Origin of the sequence: Vibrio sp. MACH09 (assembly GCF_033238805.1) — a bacterium.
GTDB lineage: Bacteria > Pseudomonadota > Gammaproteobacteria > Enterobacterales > Vibrionaceae > Vibrio.
Map to the genome: position 1 here is coordinate 335,488 of NZ_BSFZ01000001.1, position 19,505 is coordinate 354,992.

Consider the following 19,505-nt stretch of genomic DNA (forward strand, 5'->3'; position numbering starts at 1 on the left):
GGAGTGGATGTGACTTCATTATTCGCTCGCATAGGGCGTATAGCATTATTAGTACTAGTAACAGTAATGGTGATCTTAGCCCTTGCTGTTACCGCTTTACGTGTAACATTACCTCGGTTAGATAACTATCAAAATGAGATTACTTCATGGGTGGTAGAGTCTACCGGGTTGCCGTTTAGTATTGGCAGTGTAAACGGTTATTGGCGAAATACACGTCCCTCAATTTCATTGCAGAACGTAGAAATTCAAAATATTAGTGATGCAAATATCACTTTTTATGTTGATGAAGTACAAATTCAAGTTGACCTCATTCAATCATTGCTAACGCTGTCTCCTCAAGTTGCTTCTTTAAACGCTAAGGGCCTATCCCTTGATATTAGCGCTGTCTCATTGTTAGACGGTAAGCAGCCGCGATCGGATAGCGTGACCTCCAAAAATTCAGTGATTACTCAGCTAGAGCGTCTGTTTCTTTGGCAGCTTAAAGATTTTAATCTGCAAAGCTCAACGATCACTTATCAAACTTTTCAAAATGAAATACGTTCCCTCAATATTGAGCAATTAAAATGGCATAACCAGCAGAACCGGCATCAGATAGAAGGTGATGTTAGTTTAGTGGGAAGTGAGTTTAACAGTTTGGCTGTTATGGCTAATTTTGAAGATTATGGTTCAATTTTAGATGTATCGGGAGACTTCTACGCACAAGGGCGAAACATCAGTGTTGCTCCTTGGCTGACCAAATATTTGGAAGATGAAACGGGCATTGAAAGTGGCCAAGTTAGCTTTAACAGTTGGTTTAGTGTTACGCGTAGCGAGCCAGTAGATGCTTATCTTGAAATTCTTCCTTCAGAGTTAATGTGGAATCAGCAAGGTTCTCATTTACTTGTTGTAGAAAAAGGCATTTTTAAACTGATCCCCGGGGAAAAAGATAAAGAGTGGAAAGTGAGTGGTCACTCCATTGTCGCCAGAACCGATAATATTGAGTGGCCAAGTGTTGATCTTGCGGTTGAGTGGAGTCCTGAACTGTGGACAGTGAATGTATCTCAGCTCAATATCGATGCGTTGCGTCCATTAGCCCATCTTATTCCTGAATCTGAAACCATTGATGAATGGTTAACAAGATTACAACCTAGCGGTGATATCGAAGATATCCGCGTATCTCAAAATAGTTCTAGTGGAGAGTTGAACTACTCCGCTAAAGTCACATCAGCAGGTATTAAACAGTGGTATTTATTGCCGGAGGTTCATGACCTTACCGCAAATATTACCGGTAATAGAAGGATGATGGTGGCTAATGCTACCTTAGTTGATGATGTACTCCCTTATGGTGATGTGTTTCAAGCACCGCTGAAAATTAAGCAGGGAGAGGTTAATTTTGTTTGGGAAAATGATGACGCGGGTTGGCGCTTGTGGTCGGACAAAGTGGCCGTAACAACACCAGATCTACAAGCGTTGGGTGAGTTCAAACTGGATTTTCCTAACCAAGGATCGCCATTTCTCTCAATTTATGCAGAAGCTGATGCTTTTAATGTGGGTGAAACTTGGCGATATTTGCCAACCTTGGCGCTAGGACAAGACTTAACCGATTACCTTTCTACCGCTATCCAAGGTGGCAAAGCTAAAACCGCCCAAATACTGTGGTATGGAGAAGTAGGACAATTCCCGTATCAAAACAATAATGGTGTTTTTCAGGCCAAAGTTGGGCTAAAAAACGCCAAGTTTAGTTTTGATACTCGCTGGCCGACGATTAAAGAACTTCAGTTAGATCTGCTTTTTGAAAATGCATCTCTGTATATGGACTCTCGACACGCAAAACTGTTGGATGTTGAAGCTGATCGAATTACCGGTCAGATTGCCTATTTGGGGCCGGGTGGTGCTGTTGAGATCACCGCCAAAGCGGTCGCTAAAGGGGACTTAGTCCGAGACTACATGATGGCAACACCACTCGTTGACTCTGTAGGGGCAGCATTAACCACGGTTCAAGTCTCTGGTGATGTGAGTTCTCAATTTCAATTGAATATACCTTTCGATCAAAGCATAGAGACCCGAGCATGGGGTTATGCAGATCTTCCCGGCAATCATATAGAGATCCAGTCTCCTCCTATTCAGCTTGATAACGCTAAAGGTAGAATACTGTTTGATAACGATGTTATTCAATCCTCTGGATTAACAGCTGACTTATTGGAACAGGCGATTGCGGTTGATTTTCAAGGTGAGAGCTTAGAAAAAGACTATACCGTCGCTATTAATGTTAAGGGAGACTGGGATGTTGGGTTATTAGAGCCATATATTGGGTCTAAGTGGACCAATAAAGTTCAAGGACACGCACCTTGGCGCACTGACGTTGACCTTCAGTTAAGTGACACGGGTTTTACCTATCAGGTTGAGAGTCAAGCCAACTTGGAGTTTGTCTCTAGTCAATATCCAGCCCCGCTAACAAAAGCGTTGGGGGAAAAGAGCGAACTAAAATTACAAGCCTCAGGCAACCAACAGAATATCTCCAGCCGTTTGCAGCTATCAAACGTGAAGTATCAAGCTGAGATAGATATATCTAATAAGCAACCAGTTTTAACCGATACCTATTTATTAGTGGGTAACGGAGGATTCAAAGTGAGTCCGGTGGTTGGGCACCAATTTTCTGTGCGAGCGGCGGAGTTTAATCTGGATAATTGGTTAGCAATGACTGCAGAGCAAAAACAGACAGAAAATAGATCAAAACTGAATGATATTGTTACACCCGACATTCCTTTCCCACAGCGAATTTCTATCGCGACAGATATACTAACTTTAGGCTCCCTCGATTGGCATAATGTTGATTTTTCAGCTCGAAAGAAAAATTTATCTTGGGTGATGTCTCTGGACAGTTCTGAAGCTAAAGGGAAAGCGAACTACCTAGAGCCTTATGACTTATCTGTCTCGCTGGAGCGTTTGCAAATTTTTGTCCCAGCTCTGGATAATGAGAAAGAAGACGCCATCATTTTCAAAGCAGAAGAAGATCAGCCCCTTATTACAGAATTTGATCGAGAGTTCCACCAACTCATGCCAAACATTACTTTAAACATCCAAGATTTTTGGTTGCAAGGGTATAAAGTCGGCAAAGTGAATGTTGAGATGGAGCGAAAAGGGGAGCAGTTGCAGTGGCGTGATATCAGTATTAGCAGCGGTAACAATAAGATTCAAGCGAATGGTAGTTGGACGTTATCAGGTGAGAAAAGTAACTCCCAGTTTGATATGTTTATTAAAGGGGACAATAACTCTGAGCTGATGGATCGTTTTGGTATCAGTTCTGGCATTCAGAAAGCACCATTCGAAGTGACATCAAAACTTAATTGGCACGGTTCACCTTGGTCTATGCAGATCGAAACTCTACAAGGGACTTTGGATGCCTCTTTTGGCAAAGGCGTTATTTCAGACGTCAGCGGAGCCGCAAAGTTGTTGGGAATGTTTAGTTTGGATTCCATTATTCGGAAAATGAAACTGGACTTCTCTGATGTGTTTGATAAAGGTTTAGCGTTTGACTCTATTACGGGATCAGGAAAGATCACTAATGGCGTATTTGTTACCAATAACTTTGAGATGGATGCTATTGCAGGTGATATGATGCTTAAAGGACTGGCAAACTTAAACAATAGAACAGTGGATGCTGAAGTTGAGTTTACACCAGATTTAACCTCTGGTATTCCAGTCTTAACCGCCTTTGCGGTGACACCACAAACCGCTGTCGTGGTGTTTGCTATCTCAGCAGTGATATCGCCAGTGGTGGATGTATTTACTAAAGTTAGATACCAGATACAAGGCTCCTTGGATGCCCCTGAAGTTAAAGAGCTGTCACGAAGCAAAGGCGAGTACCAACTATCTGAGTAACGAATAGATACAGAGCAAGTCAACAAAGGATTGGAAATGGCAAGCGTTGGAATTGTTCAGATGACATCTGGACCTGAACCGTTACAGAACTTAGCTTTCATTGAGCATCAGCTTCAACAACTTTCTCGTGATGGTGCTAAATTAGTATTAACACCTGAAAATGCGATTGTGTTTGGCAATAAGGCGGACTATCGATTACATGCGGAGCCTATTGGCGACGGCGATATACAGAACGCACTCTCAATAATGGCTAAACGGTTTAATATTTGGCTTGTTATTGGCAGTTTTCCTATTCAACGAGAGCAGAGAGTGACCACAACAACCTTGGTTTACAATAATCAAGGGCGATTGGTTTCTCATTACGATAAGCTGCATATGTTTGATGTGGATGTGGAAGACAAACATTCCCGCTACCGTGAATCAGAAATATTTTCAGCAGGTGATAGCACTGTGGTTGTTGATACACCGATAGGTAAGTTAGGCCTTGCTATCTGCTATGACCTTCGATTTCCGCACTTGTTTTCTGAGCTTGTGGCAAAAGGGGCGCAGGTTATCTCGTTACCCGCTGCATTTACCGCGACGACAGGTGAAGCTCATTGGCAAACGCTATTGACTGCCCGAGCGATAGAGACCCAGTGTTGGATTATTGCAGCAGGACAAACCGGGACACACCCTTGCGGTCGACAGACGTGGGGACATTCGATGGTGATTAATCCATGGGGTGACGTGACGAAACAAATTTTAAGTGAAGTGGGCACGATTCGAGAAGATATAGAGCATGGCGTAACGGACTCCGTTCGCAGCAATATGCCGCTGTCATCTCATGCCCGCTTTCAATCACAATTAAAACAGAATAAAGGTTTAAAATGACCATTAATCGCGTAGAGAAAGAGTTATTTTCCGCAAGTGGGCTTACAGAGCAAGATATTGCAAATACATTAGCTAGCATCAATACGCGTCAAATTGATTACGCTGATATCTATTTTCAATCGAGCTGGCACGAATCTTTAGTATTAGAAGACAGTATTATTAAAGATGGTTCGTTCAACATTGATCGAGGCGTCGGGGTTCGGGCTGTTGCCGGTGAGAAAACAGGCTTTGCCTATTCAGATCAGATCCAGCTTGATAGCTTAATGCAGAGTGCTAATGCTGCTCGAGGTATCGCTCAGCAGGGGCAGAATGGAGAGCTTAAAACCTTCTCTCGTCAGAGTACGCCTTCTATTTATCAAGCCATTAACCCGCTCGAAAGTTTACAAAAACAGCAAAAGATAGAACTGCTCAAAGAGCTGGACGCCTATATTCGAACCAAAGAACCTCTAGTTAAAGAGGTCTCGGTAAGTTTAAGCGGTGTTTATGAACAAGTGCTGGTTGCTGCAACAGATGGCACCTATGCCGCTGATATACGACCACTAGTGCGTTTATCGGTAAGTGTGCTAGTTGAAAAAGGCGATCGCCGCGAGAGAGGCAGTTCAGGTGGTGGTGGCCGCTATGGTTATGATCTGTTTATAGCTGATGATGATGGACGCAAAGCCGCACTCTATTTTGCTGATGAAGCGATTAGACAAGCATTAGTGAACCTTGAGGCTGACGCTGCTCCTGCTGGAGCAATGCCGGTTGTTCTTGGTGCTGGATGGCCGGGAGTGTTACTGCATGAAGCGGTTGGACATGGCTTAGAAGGAGACTTCAATCGTAAAGGCTCCTCTGTTTTTGCGGGTAAGGTTGGCGACAAGGTTACCTCGGAGCTGTGTACTATCGTAGATGACGGCACTATGGTTGACCGTCGTGGTTCGCTCAACATTGATGATGAAGGTGTTGCTGGGCAATACAATACGCTGATTGAAAATGGTGTATTAAAGGGCTATATGCAAGACAAGCTTAATGCTCGTTTAATGGGAGTTAACCCTACGGGTAATGGTCGTAGGGAGTCTTATGCCCACCTTCCTATGCCGCGTATGACAAATACCTATATGCTGCCTGGAGAGCATAGCGCAGAAGAGATTATCTCCACGGTGAAAAAGGGATTATACGCGCCTAATTTTGGTGGTGGTCAAGTTGATATCACCTCAGGTAAATTTGTATTCTCCACGTCTGAAGCTTACTTAATTGAAGATGGCAAAATAACCCGACCAGTAAAAGGAGCTACTTTAATTGGTTCTGGTATTGAAGCCATGCAGCAAGTGTCGATGGTTGGTAATGATCTAGCACTGGATAGAGGTGTTGGTGTCTGTGGTAAGGCTGGTCAAAGTGTTCCTGTTGGAGTGGGGCAGCCAACATTGAAACTAGATTCTCTTACTGTTGGTGGAACTGAGTAAAATAAAAAACGGGCATAGTTTGAAAACTATGCCCGTTTTTAGCTAAGTAAAGAACCTTAGAGCACTTAAGGGTCCTATGATTCGTTCAATTCTTTTAACAGCTGAAAAATTTCACGATAAGCTTTTGGTGGCTTATTGTTTTTCTTTTCACGATTAGCTTGTAAGTAAAGCTGTCGTAAACGTTGACGATCCACCTGAGGGAATTTTTCCATTACCTCAGCAATGGCTTTATCACCTTCTTGTACAACTCGATCTCTAAGCTGTTCTAGCTTATGCAACTCAGCGGTAGCTTGTGAATGTTTATTGCGGTGCTTATCTAATGCTGCTTGAATAGGTTCTTGCTCTACACTGCGCATAAGTTTGCCAATAAACTGCAGTTGACGACGCTTAGCTTCATTCTTAAAGCGCTGGGCATCAGTAATTGCATCTCTTAATTCTTCTGGAAGCGGAAACTTTTCGAGTACCGATGGTTTTAATCCCACCAGTTCTTCACCAAGTTTTTGCAGGGCTTCCATATCATTTTTCATCTCGGTTCTACTTACCCAGATGATCTCCTCTTCTTCTTCCCAAGGAGCTTTCTGATTTTTTCTTGCCATTTGTTTAGTTTCTCAACCTTATCTAGAGAGATATTGCACTATTTTAGCAAGATTTATGGGGAGAATGCGAAAACCTTGTTATTCTAAGTGAAATAATTTAAATCATCAGAAGTAGCTATGGACGTAAAACAGCAAATTGCCCAACAGAGAGTTGAACTTGAAGCCGCCGTAGATAAGGCATTAAAGCTTGCAACCGGAACGGCGGATGCCGCTGAGGTTGCGATTACCAAAACCACAGGTTTAAGTGTGTCGACTCGCATGTGTGAAGTGGAAAATGTCGAGTTTAATAGTGATGGTGCGCTTGGTATCACAGTTTATCGTGGTAAACGAAAAGGGAGCGCCTCTACGTCTGATTTAAGTGAACGTGCTATTCAGCAGACCGTAGAAGCAGCACTGGACATTGCAAAATATACATCTGAGGATCCATTCTCTGGCCCTGCACCTAAAGAGTTTATGGTAAAAGAGATCCCGGATTTGGATCTTTTTCACCCAGACGAGCCGGAACCCGATCATGCGGCAAAGATCGCCATCGCTGCAGAAGAAGCGGCTTTAAATTACAGTGACAAAATCAAGCAGAGTGATGGGGCAAGCTATGATAGCCATTATGGTATCAAAGTGTATGGCAATAGCCATGGCTTACTTGCCAGCTATCCATCTAGCCGACATAGCATGAGCTGTGTATTGATTGCTGAAGGTGAAAATGGCGTAATGGAGCGTGATTACGACTATACCCTGTCCCGTCATATTGATGAGCTATGGTCTCCTGAAACGGTCGGTATAAAAGCGGCGAAAAAAACGATTTCTCGTCTTGATGCACAAAAATTATCAACGGGAAAATATCCAGTTATGTTTGCCGCGGATGTGGCGACTGGGTTAATTGGTCATCTGATAATGGCCATTAGTGGTGGTAACTTATACCGAAAATCCTCGTTCTTATTAGACAAGCTGGGTGAAAAAGTATTGCCGGATTGGTTTAATATTGAGGAAAAGCCTCATTTATTACGAGGCTTAGCGTCAAGTCCATTCGATAGTGAAGGTGTATACACCAAAGACGCCAATATTATTACCGATGGGGTGCTGGCGACGTACCTTCTTACTAGTTATTCTGCTAGAAAGCTGAATATGGACCCAACAGGGCACGCTGGTGGTATACACAACTGGTTTGTTAAGTCCACAGGGCAGAACTTTGACACCATGCTGAAAGAGCTGGGGACGGGCTTTTTGGTAACTGAGTTGATGGGGCAAGGAGTGAATGTTGTGACTGGGGATTACTCTCGAGGTGCGGCAGGATTTTGGGTTGAGAATGGTGAAATACAATATCCAGTATCTGAAGTCACTATTGCTGGTAACCTGAAAGAGATGTTCACCAGTATTGTTGCCGTTGGTTCCGACATCGAAACACGTTCGCAAATTCAGACAGGCTCGATTTTGATTGAATCAATGAAAGTGGCTGGAGCATAAGCGAAGGCAACATGATAAAACAGGGGCAAAATTGCCCTTGTTTTATAGAGAGTGATGCTAAGTTGTGTCTATGTTTTCGACTGGGTAGGCGGCTTGAGTTACTGAATTTATCGCTAAATAAATATGGTGGCTAAGCCTAAAAATATTGATAGTCCAACCACATCGGTGATGGTTGTGAGTGCCATCCCTCCCGCGAGTGCAGGGTCGATATTCATCTTTTTCAGCATAATGGGTATGGTTACCCCAGCAATACCTGCAACGACAAGATTGGTTAGCATAGCGGCAGAGATAATGCCTCCTAGTAGCCAGTTGCCTTTCCAGACGACAACAATACCCCCAATGATGCAAGCCCATAAAATGCCGTTTAACAGCCCGATGGCTGCTTCTTTGAGCAGTAGCTCTCGTTTGTTACTGTCACCGATATGACCAACAGCAAGACCCCGAATAACCAGAGCAACGGTTTGGTTACCTGCAACACCTCCCATTGAAGGGACGATGGTCATTAACACCGCAATGGCGGCCATTTGATCTAAGGTCGCTTCAAACATATTGGAAACGGAAGCGGCAGCTAGTGCTGCTAGTACGTTGGCACCAAGCCAGATGCTACGTCTTCTAGCTGATTTAACCACAGGGGCAAAGGTATCTTCGTCGTCATCCATACCTGCCAAACTCATCATTGAGTGTTCAGCATCTTCCCGAATAATATCCACCACATCATCGATGGTAATACGCCCAACTAGATGCTGGTTTTCATCAACCACAGGGGCTGAGACCCAATCTCGTCGTTCAAAAAGGCTGGCTACATCTGAGTCACTGGTATCAACAAGAATGGCTTCATCAGCATCGTCCATGACATCACTAACTTGAACGTCTGGCTGAGTCGTGATTAAGGTGGTTAGAGAAAGGTGCCCAATTAGACGACTCTCTTCATCGATGACGTACAGGGCGTCAGTAACATCGGGTAACTCCCCTTTCATACGTAAATACCGAAGGACTACATCCACATCGACGTCACCACGTATGGTGGTCACATCGGTGTTCATTATACTGCCGGCAGTATCTTCAGGGTAGGAGAGGGCGGTTTCAACTCTATGTCGATCCGCAATATCCATCTGATCAAGAACTTCACGGGAAACATCATCAGGAAGGCTACGAAGTACGTAAGCGAGATCATCGGTATCCATGCCTTCTGTTGCTTCGGCAAGTTTCTCGGGTGCCATTTGGGACACCAGACCATCTTTAACGTCTTCGTTTAACTCATCAAGGATCTCACCGTAATCTTCTGGGTCAGTGAGTTGCCAGAGTACATCACGGGATTTTCTTGGGGAAGCTTCCAGCAGGTGCGCGATATCTTCCGGTTCCATATCTTGCAACTGGCGTCGCACATGGACAAACTGGCCGTTATCTAAAGCATCACTCACTTCTTGGAGGGTTTGATGAGTCTGTTGAGCTTGATCGAGTTCTTGTTGAGGCTCTGCCATTCTCTCCTCCAATTGAAAGGTTTGTTGGTATAGATACTAACTTAATTTTAAAGCTTATTTAATAAGTTCTTATGACCAAGAGAAAATAATTTGAAAATAGGGTGAAGTTTAAAGAGAATCATGCTCTAAATTGTTGAAAAATTACTCATCTTCTTCAAATTTGGATGCAATTAAGTGGCAAACCGCTTCCAAGGCCTCACTCGCCTCTTCTCCCTCACAGACCACGGTGACATTTTGTCCTTGAGCGGACTCGAGCATAATCAGTCCCATGACACTGTCTGCCGACATTGCTTTGTTCTCTTCGTTCGATACGGTAATGGAAGCTTGATAGGTTTGCGCGAGTTCAACCAGTTTCACCGCAGCACGAGCGTGCAATCCAAGTCGGTTTTGAATCAATACTGTTCTACTGCACTCCATAGATGAGATCCTTAACGAGGAGGTTAACTGTGATATTTTTCTAAGCTAGTATGACGAACCTGCACTTGTTTCCCTTGCTGCTTAAAAATATGACCCAGTTGTTGAGTTAAATAGACTGAGCGATGTTTACCACCGGTGCAGCCGATGGCAACGGTTAGATAGCTGCGGTTATTTTTTTCTAATAGAGGTAGCCATTTAACAATGTAGTTTTGAATGTCTTTGGTTAGCTCTTGCACACTTGGTTGTTTTTCTAAGAAGTCGATTATTGGTTGATCAAGCCCAGTAAGAGGACGTAATGAAGGTTCCCAGTGTGGATTAGGTAGAAAGCGAACATCGAACACGTAGTCGGCGTCAGTAGGAATACCATACTTAAAACCAAACGATTCGAATACCATGACAAGTTCTTGGCTCTCTCTGCCAAGCACCCGCATTCTGATCAGTTCACTGAGATCATGAATGGATTGTCCGCTGCTATCTATGACCAGATCAGACAACTCCTTAAGATACTCAAGTTGTTGCTTCTCTTGTTCAATGGCTTGTCCTAAAGAAAGTTTATCTTCATTTAGTGACAATGGGTGAATTCGTCGAGTTTCACTGTACCTTTTTAGCAGAGTTTCAGGGCTAGCATCGAAGAAAAATAGAGTAAGGTCTATTTCTGCTCGCATCTGGGCTAAAGCATTGGTGACCAGTTCAGGATTATTTGGAAGGTTTCTAATGTCGACACTGACTGCAACATTTTGATTTCGGCCACCCACGGTTTTTACAAACTGATTAAGTAAATTGACGGGTAAATTATCAACACAATAATACCCAAGGTCTTCTAAAACTCGTAGCGCAACACTTTTTCCTGCACCAGATTGACCACTGATTATGACCAGTTTTGTATTATTTGTGTGAGTGGACTCTTTCATTACTGACTCGTCATTATGTCGTAGAGTTCTTGATCACTCTGGGCATTTCTAAGCTGTTTTAGAACTTGCTTATCATTGAGTCGTTCGGCCATTGATGACAATGTTTTTAAATGCTCTTTGCACTGAGCATCAGGAACGAGCAGAGCAAACAGCAGATCAACAGGTCTGTTATCAATGGCATCAAATTCGATGCCTTCTTCGCACTGAATTAATATAGCGACAGCTTCATCACAGCTATACATTCTTGCGTGCGGAATCGCGATACCGTTACCGATCCCGGTACTGCCCATTTTTTCTCGGTTAAGCATACATTCGAATAGTTCATTCGAACTCTGCCCAGTATGTTCGGCGGCGATTTGGCTAATGAGCTCTAAAGCTCTTTTTTTACTTGAGCATTGGACGGCACTTTTAGTGCAGTCCAATGAAAGTACTTGGTTAATTTGCATGGTTAATGGCTGTTAAGTTTTTCTTTATGTTTATTCAATTGACGTACTAATTTGTCAACTAAGGAGTCTATTGCTGCGTACATGTTTTCATCATTCGCGGTGGCATGAATATCACCGTGATTAACATGCAAGGTTGCTTCTGCAATCTGGTTTACTTTTTCTACACGTAATACCACATGAACATTATTAATATGCTCAAAAAAACGCTCTAATTTTTGAAACTTTGTATGAACGTAGTCTTGCATTGAATCGGTAAGATCAACGTGATGCCCTTTAATATTGATTTGCATAGACTTTCCTTTTTATTGTGACCTAGAGTAGTCGTTTACGCTGACTAGATGGGGCTATCCCCAGAGATTCACGGTACTTAGCGATGGTTCGTCGAGCGACCTGAATCCCTTGGTCAGCTAACAGTGCAGCAATCTTACTATCACTCAATGGTTTGCCCGTGTTTTCTGCGGCAACCAGTTTTTTGATTAATGCTCGAATTGCTGTAGATGAACATTCTCCACCATTGTCGGTACTAACATGGCTAGAGAAGAAGTACTTAAGCTCAAAAATACCGCGTGGTGTGTGCATGAATTTTTGAGTTGTTACGCGAGATATGGTGGACTCATGCATATCGACAGCGAGAGCAATGTCATTGAGTACCATGGGTTTCATGGCTTCTTCACCATATTCAAAGAAATTTTGTTGATGCTCAACAATACAACGAGCCACCTTTAATAAGGTTTCATTTCTGCTTTCTAAGCTTTTTATTAGCCATTTAGCTTCTTGTAAGTTACTACGAATGAATTGGCTATCGGCACTGCTGCCTTTACCTAATGTAGCATATTGTTGATTGACCTTGAGCCGGGGTACGCTATCTGGGTTGATAGAAACGGTCCATTTGCCTCGGTCTTTAAACACAGATACATCTGGAATGACATATTCTGTTTCATCTGGAGTGATAGAGTTACCGGGACGAGGATCCAGTTGTTGAATGAGCTGCATTACTTCACGCAACTCCGCCTCTTTCAACTTACTCTCTTTGCTAATCAACTTATAATCACGGTTACCGAGTTGATCAATGTGATTTTCTAGAATCAATTTTGCTTGTTCTAACCACGGCGTTTCTTGAGGGAAGGTCGCTAACTGAAGTAATAAACATTCTTGTAAGTTTCGAGAAGCAACCCCAAGCGGATCGAACTGCTGTATGCGTTTTAATACCGCCTCGACCTCATCAAGTTCAACATCTTCGTTATCAACACTTTCTAAAATCTCTTCTGTTGATACGGTTAAGTAGCCATAATTATCTACCGCATCAATGATAGCTGTTGCTATGGCGTTATCAGTGTCTGTAAAGGGGGTAAGATCCAGTTGCCAGTGCAGGTAGTCTTGTAGACTTTGGGTGGTTTCACCTTGGTAGACAGGCATGTCGTCATCAATGGCAATACCTGTATTGCCAGTATTTGCGCTGTATACATCGTCCCATGAGGCATCGATTTCTAGATCATCTGAGATCTCAGATTTCTCGATAATATCTGAGCTGTCAGGTGCTTCAGGTTCTGCGGCCGTTTCATTGGCTACGTCAGTTGCGCTCTCTTCTTTTTGTTTGTTCTCTTCTGATGAGTTGCTGTTCTCTTCCTGACCTTCATCGACGTCGAGTAGAGGATTGGACTCTAGCGCTTCTTGAATCTCTTGTTGTAGATCCAATGTTGATAGTTGCAACAAACGTATGGCTTGTTGTAACTGTGGCGTCATTGCTAACTGTTGGCCTAGCTTTAGTTGTAATGAAGGTTTCATCCAGTAATTGCTGCCTTGTTTTTATTATCGCTCAACAAACGTAATCCTTTTTCCATCCATATATTAATCATAGACGGAATTGCTCTCCGAGATAAACCTGTTTTACCTGTTCATTGTTTAGAACTTGATCTGGGCTCCCTTCTGCAATCAAATGACCTTGACTTACAATGTAAGCTCGTTCACATACATCCAATGTTTCACGAACATTGTGATCGGTGATTAAAACACCTAGACCTCGATCCCTTAGATGTTCGATAATTTTTTTAATATCGATAACAGAAATAGGGTCAACACCGGCGAAAGGTTCATCTAACAAGATAAATTCAGGGTTTGCAGCCAACGCTCGTGCTATTTCAACTCGACGGCGCTCCCCTCCAGACAGAGACATACCCGTACTTTTTCGGATATGCTGAATGTTAAATTCGTCTAGCAAGTCTTCGACTTTGTCTTGTCTCTCTTCGCGGCTCAGCTCTTTTCGAGTCTGCAATACCGCCATAATGTTATCTTCAACTGAGAGTTTTCGGAAAATAGACGCTTCTTGCGGCAAATAGCCGATGCCTAATCGAGAGCGGCTATGCATTGGTAGAATACTGATATCTTGATCATCGATCATAATTCGGCCTTCGTCACGAGCGACTAAACCAACAATCATATAAAACGATGTGGTTTTTCCAGCCCCGTTAGGCCCGAGTAATCCAACAATCTGTCCTGACTCCACGGTAATGCTAACGTCGGTGACGACTTTTTTATTCTTATAGCTTTTCGCTAAATGTTCCGCTTTTAATATGGCCATATTACTGTTTAGGTGCTTGTGCTGCAGGTTGAAGAACGGTTTTTACTCGTTCATTTTTGCCACCATCAGCGGTTAGCTTTTGGGAAGAAATCTTATAGGTGATTTTTTGCCCGCGGATTGTACTTTCATCTTGAGATAGAGTGGCTTCAGAAATCATGGTTAACTGATCCGTCGCGACTTTATAGTAGAGCTCTTTGGCTTCCCCTTGAAGGGTTTTTCCTTCGTCAGTTAACTGCGAAAAGGTCGCTGGCTCACCATAAGCTTCTATCTCTTTTAAGGTGTCATCTTTTTGATTACGGATAACAATGAGTTTATCGGCATTAATATTGATGCTACCTTGCTTTAGCTTTACATCCCCAGTGAAAGTCACTTTACTGCTTTTCATATCGAGGTTTTGCTTATCAGAATCAATATAGATCGGCTGTTCTGAGTCTGATGTCAACGCTAATGCATTGTATGTTGTGAATAGGCAAGCAATAAGGCTAAGGTGTAAGAGTTTCATATTTACCTTGTACTTTGTTATATAGGGTGGCGATATTCTCGGCAAAATTGCCTTTCATCGCATTCCCTTTGGTTTTAAATGTTGGGCCAGTTAATAATACTGGTGTGTCGGCCCAAAAGTTACGAGTATCTAATTGAATAAATAATTTTTCTGCCGTCATAGTATCAAAACTAGCGTCAGGTAATAAATTTTTGGCGACAACATTGCTGTATAAGGTGAGAACTTGATCTTTATCTAGTACTCCTCGCTCTGCTGTTACCTGCCACTCTTCTAATTCACCTTCACGATATATAAATAGAACGGGAAATTCAAAAATAGTATCGCCACTCTTGGCGTAGTGGTCGAGATATCTAGAGGTGACTCGATAACTTCTGATGCCACTTTCAGCATAATTTGTATTATCCACATTTTGTCCACTTAAGGCAGGCAACTCCAGATCTGGCGTTACCTGAATCGTGGTCACTTTGTTTGTACCATAAAGATAGAACGTCGCGTAAGCGGCGATCATAATCAATAGAGTATAGATAATACGAGGCAAACTCATATACTTAAGCCTTTGTGCTCATCAAGTTCATCTCTTGCTTGTAAAATAAGGTCACATACTTCACGCACTGCACCGTATCCTCCTTTAATAGAAGTCACATAGTTAGCTCGCTTGGCTAATAATGGGTGTCCATCCGCGACGCATACTTTAAGTGCAACCTTATCCATCACTGGCCAGTCGATAAGATCGTCACCAATATAAGCAATGTTTTTAGGTGCGATATTAAGCTTAGCGCAAATATCATTATAGGCTTCTAATTTATCATTTTGCCCTTGATAAATAAGAGATATGCCTAAGGCGGACATGCGGTTTTCAACGATTTGTGATTGGCGGCCAGTAATTATGGCGATCTCAATTCCGGCACTCATTAGAGATTTAACGCCATGGCCATCGCGGGTGTGAAACGTTTTTAGCTCTTCACCGTTATTGCCCATGTAGACGAGACCATCTGAAAAAACACCGTCAACGTCGCAAATTAATAATTTAATCTCTTTTGCTATATCAACAATCTCTTTTGAGACGGTTCCATAGAGGGTTTGAACCAGCTCTGACATTACATAACTCCCGCTTTCAGCAGATCATGCATATTGAGTGCGCCAACTAATTTACCTTCTTCACAAAGTAGTAAGCTGGTGATTCTCTTCTCTTGCATCATATTAACGCCGTCGACGGCAAGCATGTTGGGTGTCGCTGATGTTGGGTTGTGTGTCATGACTTCGCCTATCTGCGCCGTATGGATATCAATTTGCTTATCCAATAAACGACGTAAATCGCCATCAGTAAAAATACCCACAACCTGATCATCTTTGTTCACGACGGCGGTCATTCCTAGCCCTTTTTGAGATATCACTAATAGGGCATCTTTGACCAGTGCATCTGGAAGCACTTTTGGTAACTCATCACCTGAGCGCATAATATCATTGAGTTTAAGCAGCAACTTGCGTCCTAACGCACCACCCGGATGAGATAAAGCAAAGTCTTCGGCTGTGAATCCTTTTGCTCGAAGTAAGGCGACCGCAAGGGCATCACCCATAACTAAGGTAGCTGTTGTGCTGGCGGTTGGAGCGAGTCCTAGTGGGCAGGCTTCTTCAGGAACAGTGATTTGCAGATGAATGTCAGCAAGCTTCGCCATAGTCGACGCGGGTTTACCCGTCATGCTTATGATGGTGATATTTAATCTTTTTAATACAGTAAATAGCGATAGAATTTCTGCGGATTCACCTGAGTTGGAAATGGCAATAACAATATCGCCTTGCTCAATCATACCTAGATCGCCATGTGAGGCTTCACCTGGGTGAACAAAAAAAGCAGAGGTTCCGGTACTGGCCAGAGTCGCGGCGATCTTTTTGCCAATATGGCCTGACTTGCCCATTCCCATAACCACCACTTTACCTTGGTTATGAAATATACGTTGGCATGCTTCACTAAAGTCATGATTAAAATATTGTCTTAACTGCTTTAGAGCATTAATTTCAATATCAAGCACTTCGTTTGCGGCTTGCTGATAGTCAAACTCAGACATTACTTTTTTTTCCTTGCTATTAAACAGTCAGATTTGAAAATAGGTAAACTTGATAACCAACAAAGCAGAAGAAAAATATGGTTCCTTCTATGCGGTTTATGCTGCGGGATTTTCCTAGCGCGAAAATAACCAGCAACAAAGAGACGGTAAGCATCACCCAAAAATCTCTTCCCATGGCATGCTCACTAATTACTGAAGGGTTGAGAATGCCGGGAATTCCCATAACCGCTAAAATATTAAAGACGTTAGAGCCAATAATATTGCCCACGGCCATATCGTCTTCACCTTTTAGGACACCCGCTAATGACGCGGCAAGCTCTGGTAAGCTGGTTCCAATAGCGATGATGGTTAATCCAATAACCAGATCACTCATGCCAAAATACTTGGCGATGATCACTGCACTGTCTACCAGTTCATCAGCCGCTAACGGCAGTATAATTAAACCGATAACCACCCACATAAGGGCTTTGCTGTTACTCACCCCTTCAGGAACTTCAGATTCTTGTTCTTCTAAGAATGCATCGCCTTTATTTTTTTCTATGTGGCTGATTCTTAACATAGCCAAAATAAACGAGGCAAAGAGTACAAAGAGTAAAACCCCTTCGTAGAAGCCTAAATGACTATCCCAGAGAATGAGACCTGCTAATAACGTGACCACAATCATTAATGGGAGTTCACGTCGAATAACAGCAGAGCTGATAGAAAGAGGCTTAACAATGGCGGTAATGCCAAGAATAAGGGCGATGTTAGCAATGTTCGAACCGAGGACATTGCCAATGGCTGTATCTGTTTTTCCCTCTAATGCTGCGGTAGCAGAAACCATCATCTCAGGCGCAGAAGAGCCCATAGCCAAAATAGTCATACCAATAACGAGAGGTGATATACCAACATTTCTTGCTAATGCAGCTGCCCCGAACACAAGCCGGTCAGCGCTCCAAACTAGAAATATTAAGCCAATGATGAGAGTCACTACGGCTACAAACATGATGATTCCTACAAAATTACACTATTAAACATGTGGCCGCTAATTCTACGTTCAGCGAAATAAAAAGAAAGTTTAACTTTGAAGAAAGTCTTAGAGATATGATCCCACCTTCTTATTAAGGAAAGTTAAAGGACACTCCCTTGCTCAATCTGTGAATTATACTCTTAGAAAGAGTACTAATTCTAGTCGAAATAAGGTTAGAATCTTAATCTTATGAATCTCTTTAAACTTTTGGCATAATATTATGTCTATCAGGTTTCATATATAGAACAAATAATTTAATTACTTAAAGTGGATTTATGTCGATTAAGGATTTAGTCACCGTTAATAACCTTACTTTTTCTCGTGGTAATCGAACAATATTCGATAACGTCAGTTTACGAGTACCAAAAGGCAAAGTGACGGCGATCATGGGGCCGTCAGGTATAGGGAAAACAACCATGCTGCGACTTATTGGCGGGCAAATTTACCCTGAATCTGGTGATATATGGTTTGAAGGAGAGAATATTCCTACTTTAAATCGTTCGGCTCTGTATAAAGCCCGTAAAAAAATGAGCATGCTTTTTCAGTCGGGTGCTCTTTTCACTGATTTAACCGTTTTTGAGAACGTCGCTTTTCCTTTACGCGAACATACAGAACTGTCTGAAGAACTGATTACAACATTAGTTAAATTAAAATTGGAAGCGGTGGGGCTTCGTGGTGCGGCTCAATTGATGCCCAGTGAGCTTTCTGGCGGGATGGCAAGACGAGCGGCGTTGGCAAGAGCGATAGCGCTCGATCCTGAATTAATTATGTATGATGAGCCATTTGTTGGCCAAGACCCAATAACCATGGGGGTGTTGGTAGAGCTAATTGGTAATTTAAATCGAGCTTTGGGATTAACATCTATCGTGGTGTCACATGACGTTCCAGAAGTAATGAGTATTGCCGATCATGTCTACCTGCTTGCGGATGGCCGAGTCATTGCCTCGGGTTCACCTGATGAGTTAACTGCTAATGAGGATCCTATGGTGCAACAGTTCTTGCAAGGACATGCTGATGGTCCGGTACCATTCCGCTTTCCTGCCGTAAATATTGAAGAGGATATTTATAGCCATGATTGATTCTCTAGTAAGCTATCTTGAGGGATTAGGAAGCAAAGTCTTATCAAGTTGTCGCTCATGGGGACGAGCCAGTTTTATGCTTTACGGTGCGTTAGTGTATAAACCTGCACCAATTAAAAATTTTCCCCTTCTTTTAAAGCAGCTTTATAGCATTGGTGTTCAATCTTTAGCGATTATTATTGTTTCAGGTCTGTTTATCGGTATGGTTTTGAGCCTGCAAGGCTTTGTTGTTCTTATTGATTATGGTGCAGAAGGCAGTCTAGGACAGATGGTGGCCTTATCTCTATTAAGAGAGTTAGGCCCAGTCGTCACCGCTTTACTTTTTGCTGGTCGAGCCGGCTCCGCTTTAACCGCTGAAATTGGTTTAATGAAAGCAACGGAGCAACTTTCTAGCTTAGAAATGATGGCTGTGGACCCTTTGCAGCGAGTTATCTCTCCAAGGTTATGGGCCGGTCTTATTTCTATGCCTCTACTGGCGATGATTTTTATGATTGTTGGCATTTGGGGAGCAGAGTTAGTGGGCGTTGACTGGAAAGGTATAGACCATGGAAGCTTTTGGTCTGCTATGCAGTCATCTGTTCAATTAGGGCGAGATATAGGCAACAGCCTTATCAAATGTGTGATTTTTGCAATAACAGTTACTTGGATTGCACTATTTAACGGCTATGATGCTATTCCAACTTCTGAAGGGATCAGTAAAGCCACCACACGTACAGTAGTACATTCTTCTTTAGCAGTATTGGCGCTTGATTTTGTGCTTACTGCTTTGATGTTCGGGAACTAAAC

19 protein-coding genes are annotated in these 19,505 nt (G+C 42.7%); 6 read left to right on the top strand and 13 right to left on the bottom strand.

Going from position 1 to position 19,505, the window contains the following annotated elements; genetic code table 11:
* Positions 1–9 precede the first annotated feature (9 nt).
* From CHJ_RS01505 to tldD, 3 genes are read left to right on the top strand one after another with little or no spacing between them, the layout of a single operon-like run.
* Positions 10–3,861: a YhdP family protein gene (locus CHJ_RS01505; RefSeq protein ID WP_317916691.1), complete on the top strand. Its 3,852-nt coding sequence runs from the start codon at positions 10–12 to the stop codon at positions 3,859–3,861.
* Positions 3,862–3,897: 36 nt separating this feature from the next.
* The gene (locus CHJ_RS01510; protein WP_317916692.1) at positions 3,898–4,731 is read left to right on the top strand and encodes a carbon-nitrogen hydrolase family protein; all 834 of its coding nucleotides are present in this window, start codon (positions 3,898–3,900) and stop codon (positions 4,729–4,731) included.
* Positions 4,728–6,173 (top strand): metalloprotease TldD, encoded by a 1,446-nt coding sequence (gene tldD, locus CHJ_RS01515; RefSeq protein ID WP_317916693.1) that lies wholly within the window; start codon positions 4,728–4,730, stop codon positions 6,171–6,173. Before CHJ_RS01510 ends, tldD begins: the two co-directional genes overlap by 4 nt.
* A gap of 74 nt (positions 6,174–6,247) precedes the next feature.
* Here the strand turns inward: tldD and yjgA are convergent, their stop codons facing one another.
* Positions 6,248–6,769, bottom strand: a complete 522-nt coding sequence (gene yjgA, locus CHJ_RS01520; protein WP_171752419.1) for a ribosome biogenesis factor YjgA — start codon at positions 6,767–6,769, stop codon at positions 6,248–6,250.
* Positions 6,770–6,886: 117 nt separating this feature from the next.
* Between yjgA and pmbA the strand changes: the two genes are divergently transcribed.
* Positions 6,887–8,230 carry a metalloprotease PmbA gene (pmbA, locus tag CHJ_RS01525; protein WP_317916694.1) on the top strand — a complete coding sequence of 448 codons (1,344 nt, stop codon included), beginning with the start codon at positions 6,887–6,889 and terminating at the stop codon, positions 8,228–8,230.
* 113 nt (positions 8,231–8,343) lie between these two features.
* On the opposite strand, the gene mgtE is transcribed toward pmbA, so the two are convergent.
* The 12 genes from mgtE to CHJ_RS01585 all read right to left on the bottom strand — a co-directional run bounded on the left by mgtE (position 8,344) and on the right by CHJ_RS01585 (position 17,616).
* The gene (gene mgtE, locus CHJ_RS01530) at positions 8,344–9,711 is read right to left on the bottom strand and encodes a magnesium transporter (RefSeq protein WP_171752417.1); all 1,368 of its coding nucleotides are present in this window, start codon (positions 9,709–9,711) and stop codon (positions 8,344–8,346) included.
* Positions 9,712–9,852: 141 nt separating this feature from the next.
* Complete coding sequence (locus CHJ_RS01535; RefSeq protein ID WP_171752416.1) at positions 9,853–10,128, bottom strand: HPr family phosphocarrier protein; 276 nt, start codon at positions 10,126–10,128, stop codon at positions 9,853–9,855.
* 23 nt (positions 10,129–10,151) lie between these two features.
* Positions 10,152–11,039 carry an RNase adapter RapZ gene (gene rapZ / locus CHJ_RS01540; protein ID WP_171752415.1) on the bottom strand — a complete coding sequence of 296 codons (888 nt, stop codon included), beginning with the start codon at positions 11,037–11,039 and terminating at the stop codon, positions 10,152–10,154.
* Positions 11,039–11,485 (bottom strand): PTS IIA-like nitrogen regulatory protein PtsN, encoded by a 447-nt coding sequence (gene ptsN / locus CHJ_RS01545; RefSeq protein WP_171752414.1) that lies wholly within the window; start codon positions 11,483–11,485, stop codon positions 11,039–11,041. The genes rapZ and ptsN overlap by 1 nt, the downstream gene beginning before the upstream one ends.
* A gap of 2 nt (positions 11,486–11,487) precedes the next feature.
* Positions 11,488–11,775, bottom strand: a complete 288-nt coding sequence (hpf, locus tag CHJ_RS01550; protein ID WP_171752413.1) for a ribosome hibernation promoting factor — start codon at positions 11,773–11,775, stop codon at positions 11,488–11,490.
* 22 nt (positions 11,776–11,797) lie between these two features.
* Entirely contained in the window at positions 11,798–13,270 is a 1,473-nt protein-coding gene (locus CHJ_RS01555; protein ID WP_317916695.1) for an RNA polymerase factor sigma-54, read from the bottom strand.
* A 67-nt stretch (positions 13,271–13,337) separates the two neighbouring features.
* Positions 13,338–14,063 carry an LPS export ABC transporter ATP-binding protein gene (lptB, locus tag CHJ_RS01560; RefSeq protein WP_171752411.1) on the bottom strand — a complete coding sequence of 242 codons (726 nt, stop codon included), beginning with the start codon at positions 14,061–14,063 and terminating at the stop codon, positions 13,338–13,340.
* 1 nt (position 14,064) lies between these two features.
* Positions 14,065–14,565, bottom strand: coding sequence for a lipopolysaccharide transport periplasmic protein LptA (gene lptA, locus CHJ_RS01565; RefSeq protein ID WP_171752410.1), 501 nt, complete (start codon positions 14,563–14,565; stop codon positions 14,065–14,067).
* The gene (gene lptC / locus CHJ_RS01570; RefSeq protein ID WP_171752409.1) at positions 14,546–15,109 is read right to left on the bottom strand and encodes an LPS export ABC transporter periplasmic protein LptC; all 564 of its coding nucleotides are present in this window, start codon (positions 15,107–15,109) and stop codon (positions 14,546–14,548) included. Before lptC ends, lptA begins: the two co-directional genes overlap by 20 nt.
* Complete coding sequence (gene kdsC, locus CHJ_RS01575) at positions 15,106–15,663, bottom strand: 3-deoxy-manno-octulosonate-8-phosphatase KdsC (RefSeq protein WP_317916696.1); 558 nt, start codon at positions 15,661–15,663, stop codon at positions 15,106–15,108. The genes lptC and kdsC overlap by 4 nt, the downstream gene beginning before the upstream one ends.
* On the bottom strand, positions 15,663–16,631 hold the full coding sequence (kdsD, locus tag CHJ_RS01580) for an arabinose-5-phosphate isomerase KdsD (protein ID WP_171752407.1): 969 nt from the start codon (positions 16,629–16,631) through the stop codon (positions 15,663–15,665). The genes kdsC and kdsD overlap by 1 nt, the downstream gene beginning before the upstream one ends.
* Before the next feature lie 19 nt (positions 16,632–16,650).
* Positions 16,651–17,616, bottom strand: coding sequence for a calcium/sodium antiporter (locus CHJ_RS01585; RefSeq protein WP_171752406.1), 966 nt, complete (start codon positions 17,614–17,616; stop codon positions 16,651–16,653).
* 299 nt (positions 17,617–17,915) lie between these two features.
* Between CHJ_RS01585 and mlaF the strand changes: the two genes are divergently transcribed.
* Both mlaF and mlaE read left to right on the top strand, forming a co-directional pair.
* A complete protein-coding gene (gene mlaF, locus CHJ_RS01590; protein ID WP_171752405.1) occupies positions 17,916–18,719 on the top strand; it encodes a phospholipid ABC transporter ATP-binding protein MlaF in 804 nt (267 codons plus the stop codon).
* On the top strand, positions 18,712–19,503 hold the full coding sequence (mlaE, locus tag CHJ_RS01595; protein ID WP_171752404.1) for a lipid asymmetry maintenance ABC transporter permease subunit MlaE: 792 nt from the start codon (positions 18,712–18,714) through the stop codon (positions 19,501–19,503). The genes mlaF and mlaE overlap by 8 nt, the downstream gene beginning before the upstream one ends.
* The last annotated feature ends 2 nt before the right edge of the window (positions 19,504–19,505 follow it).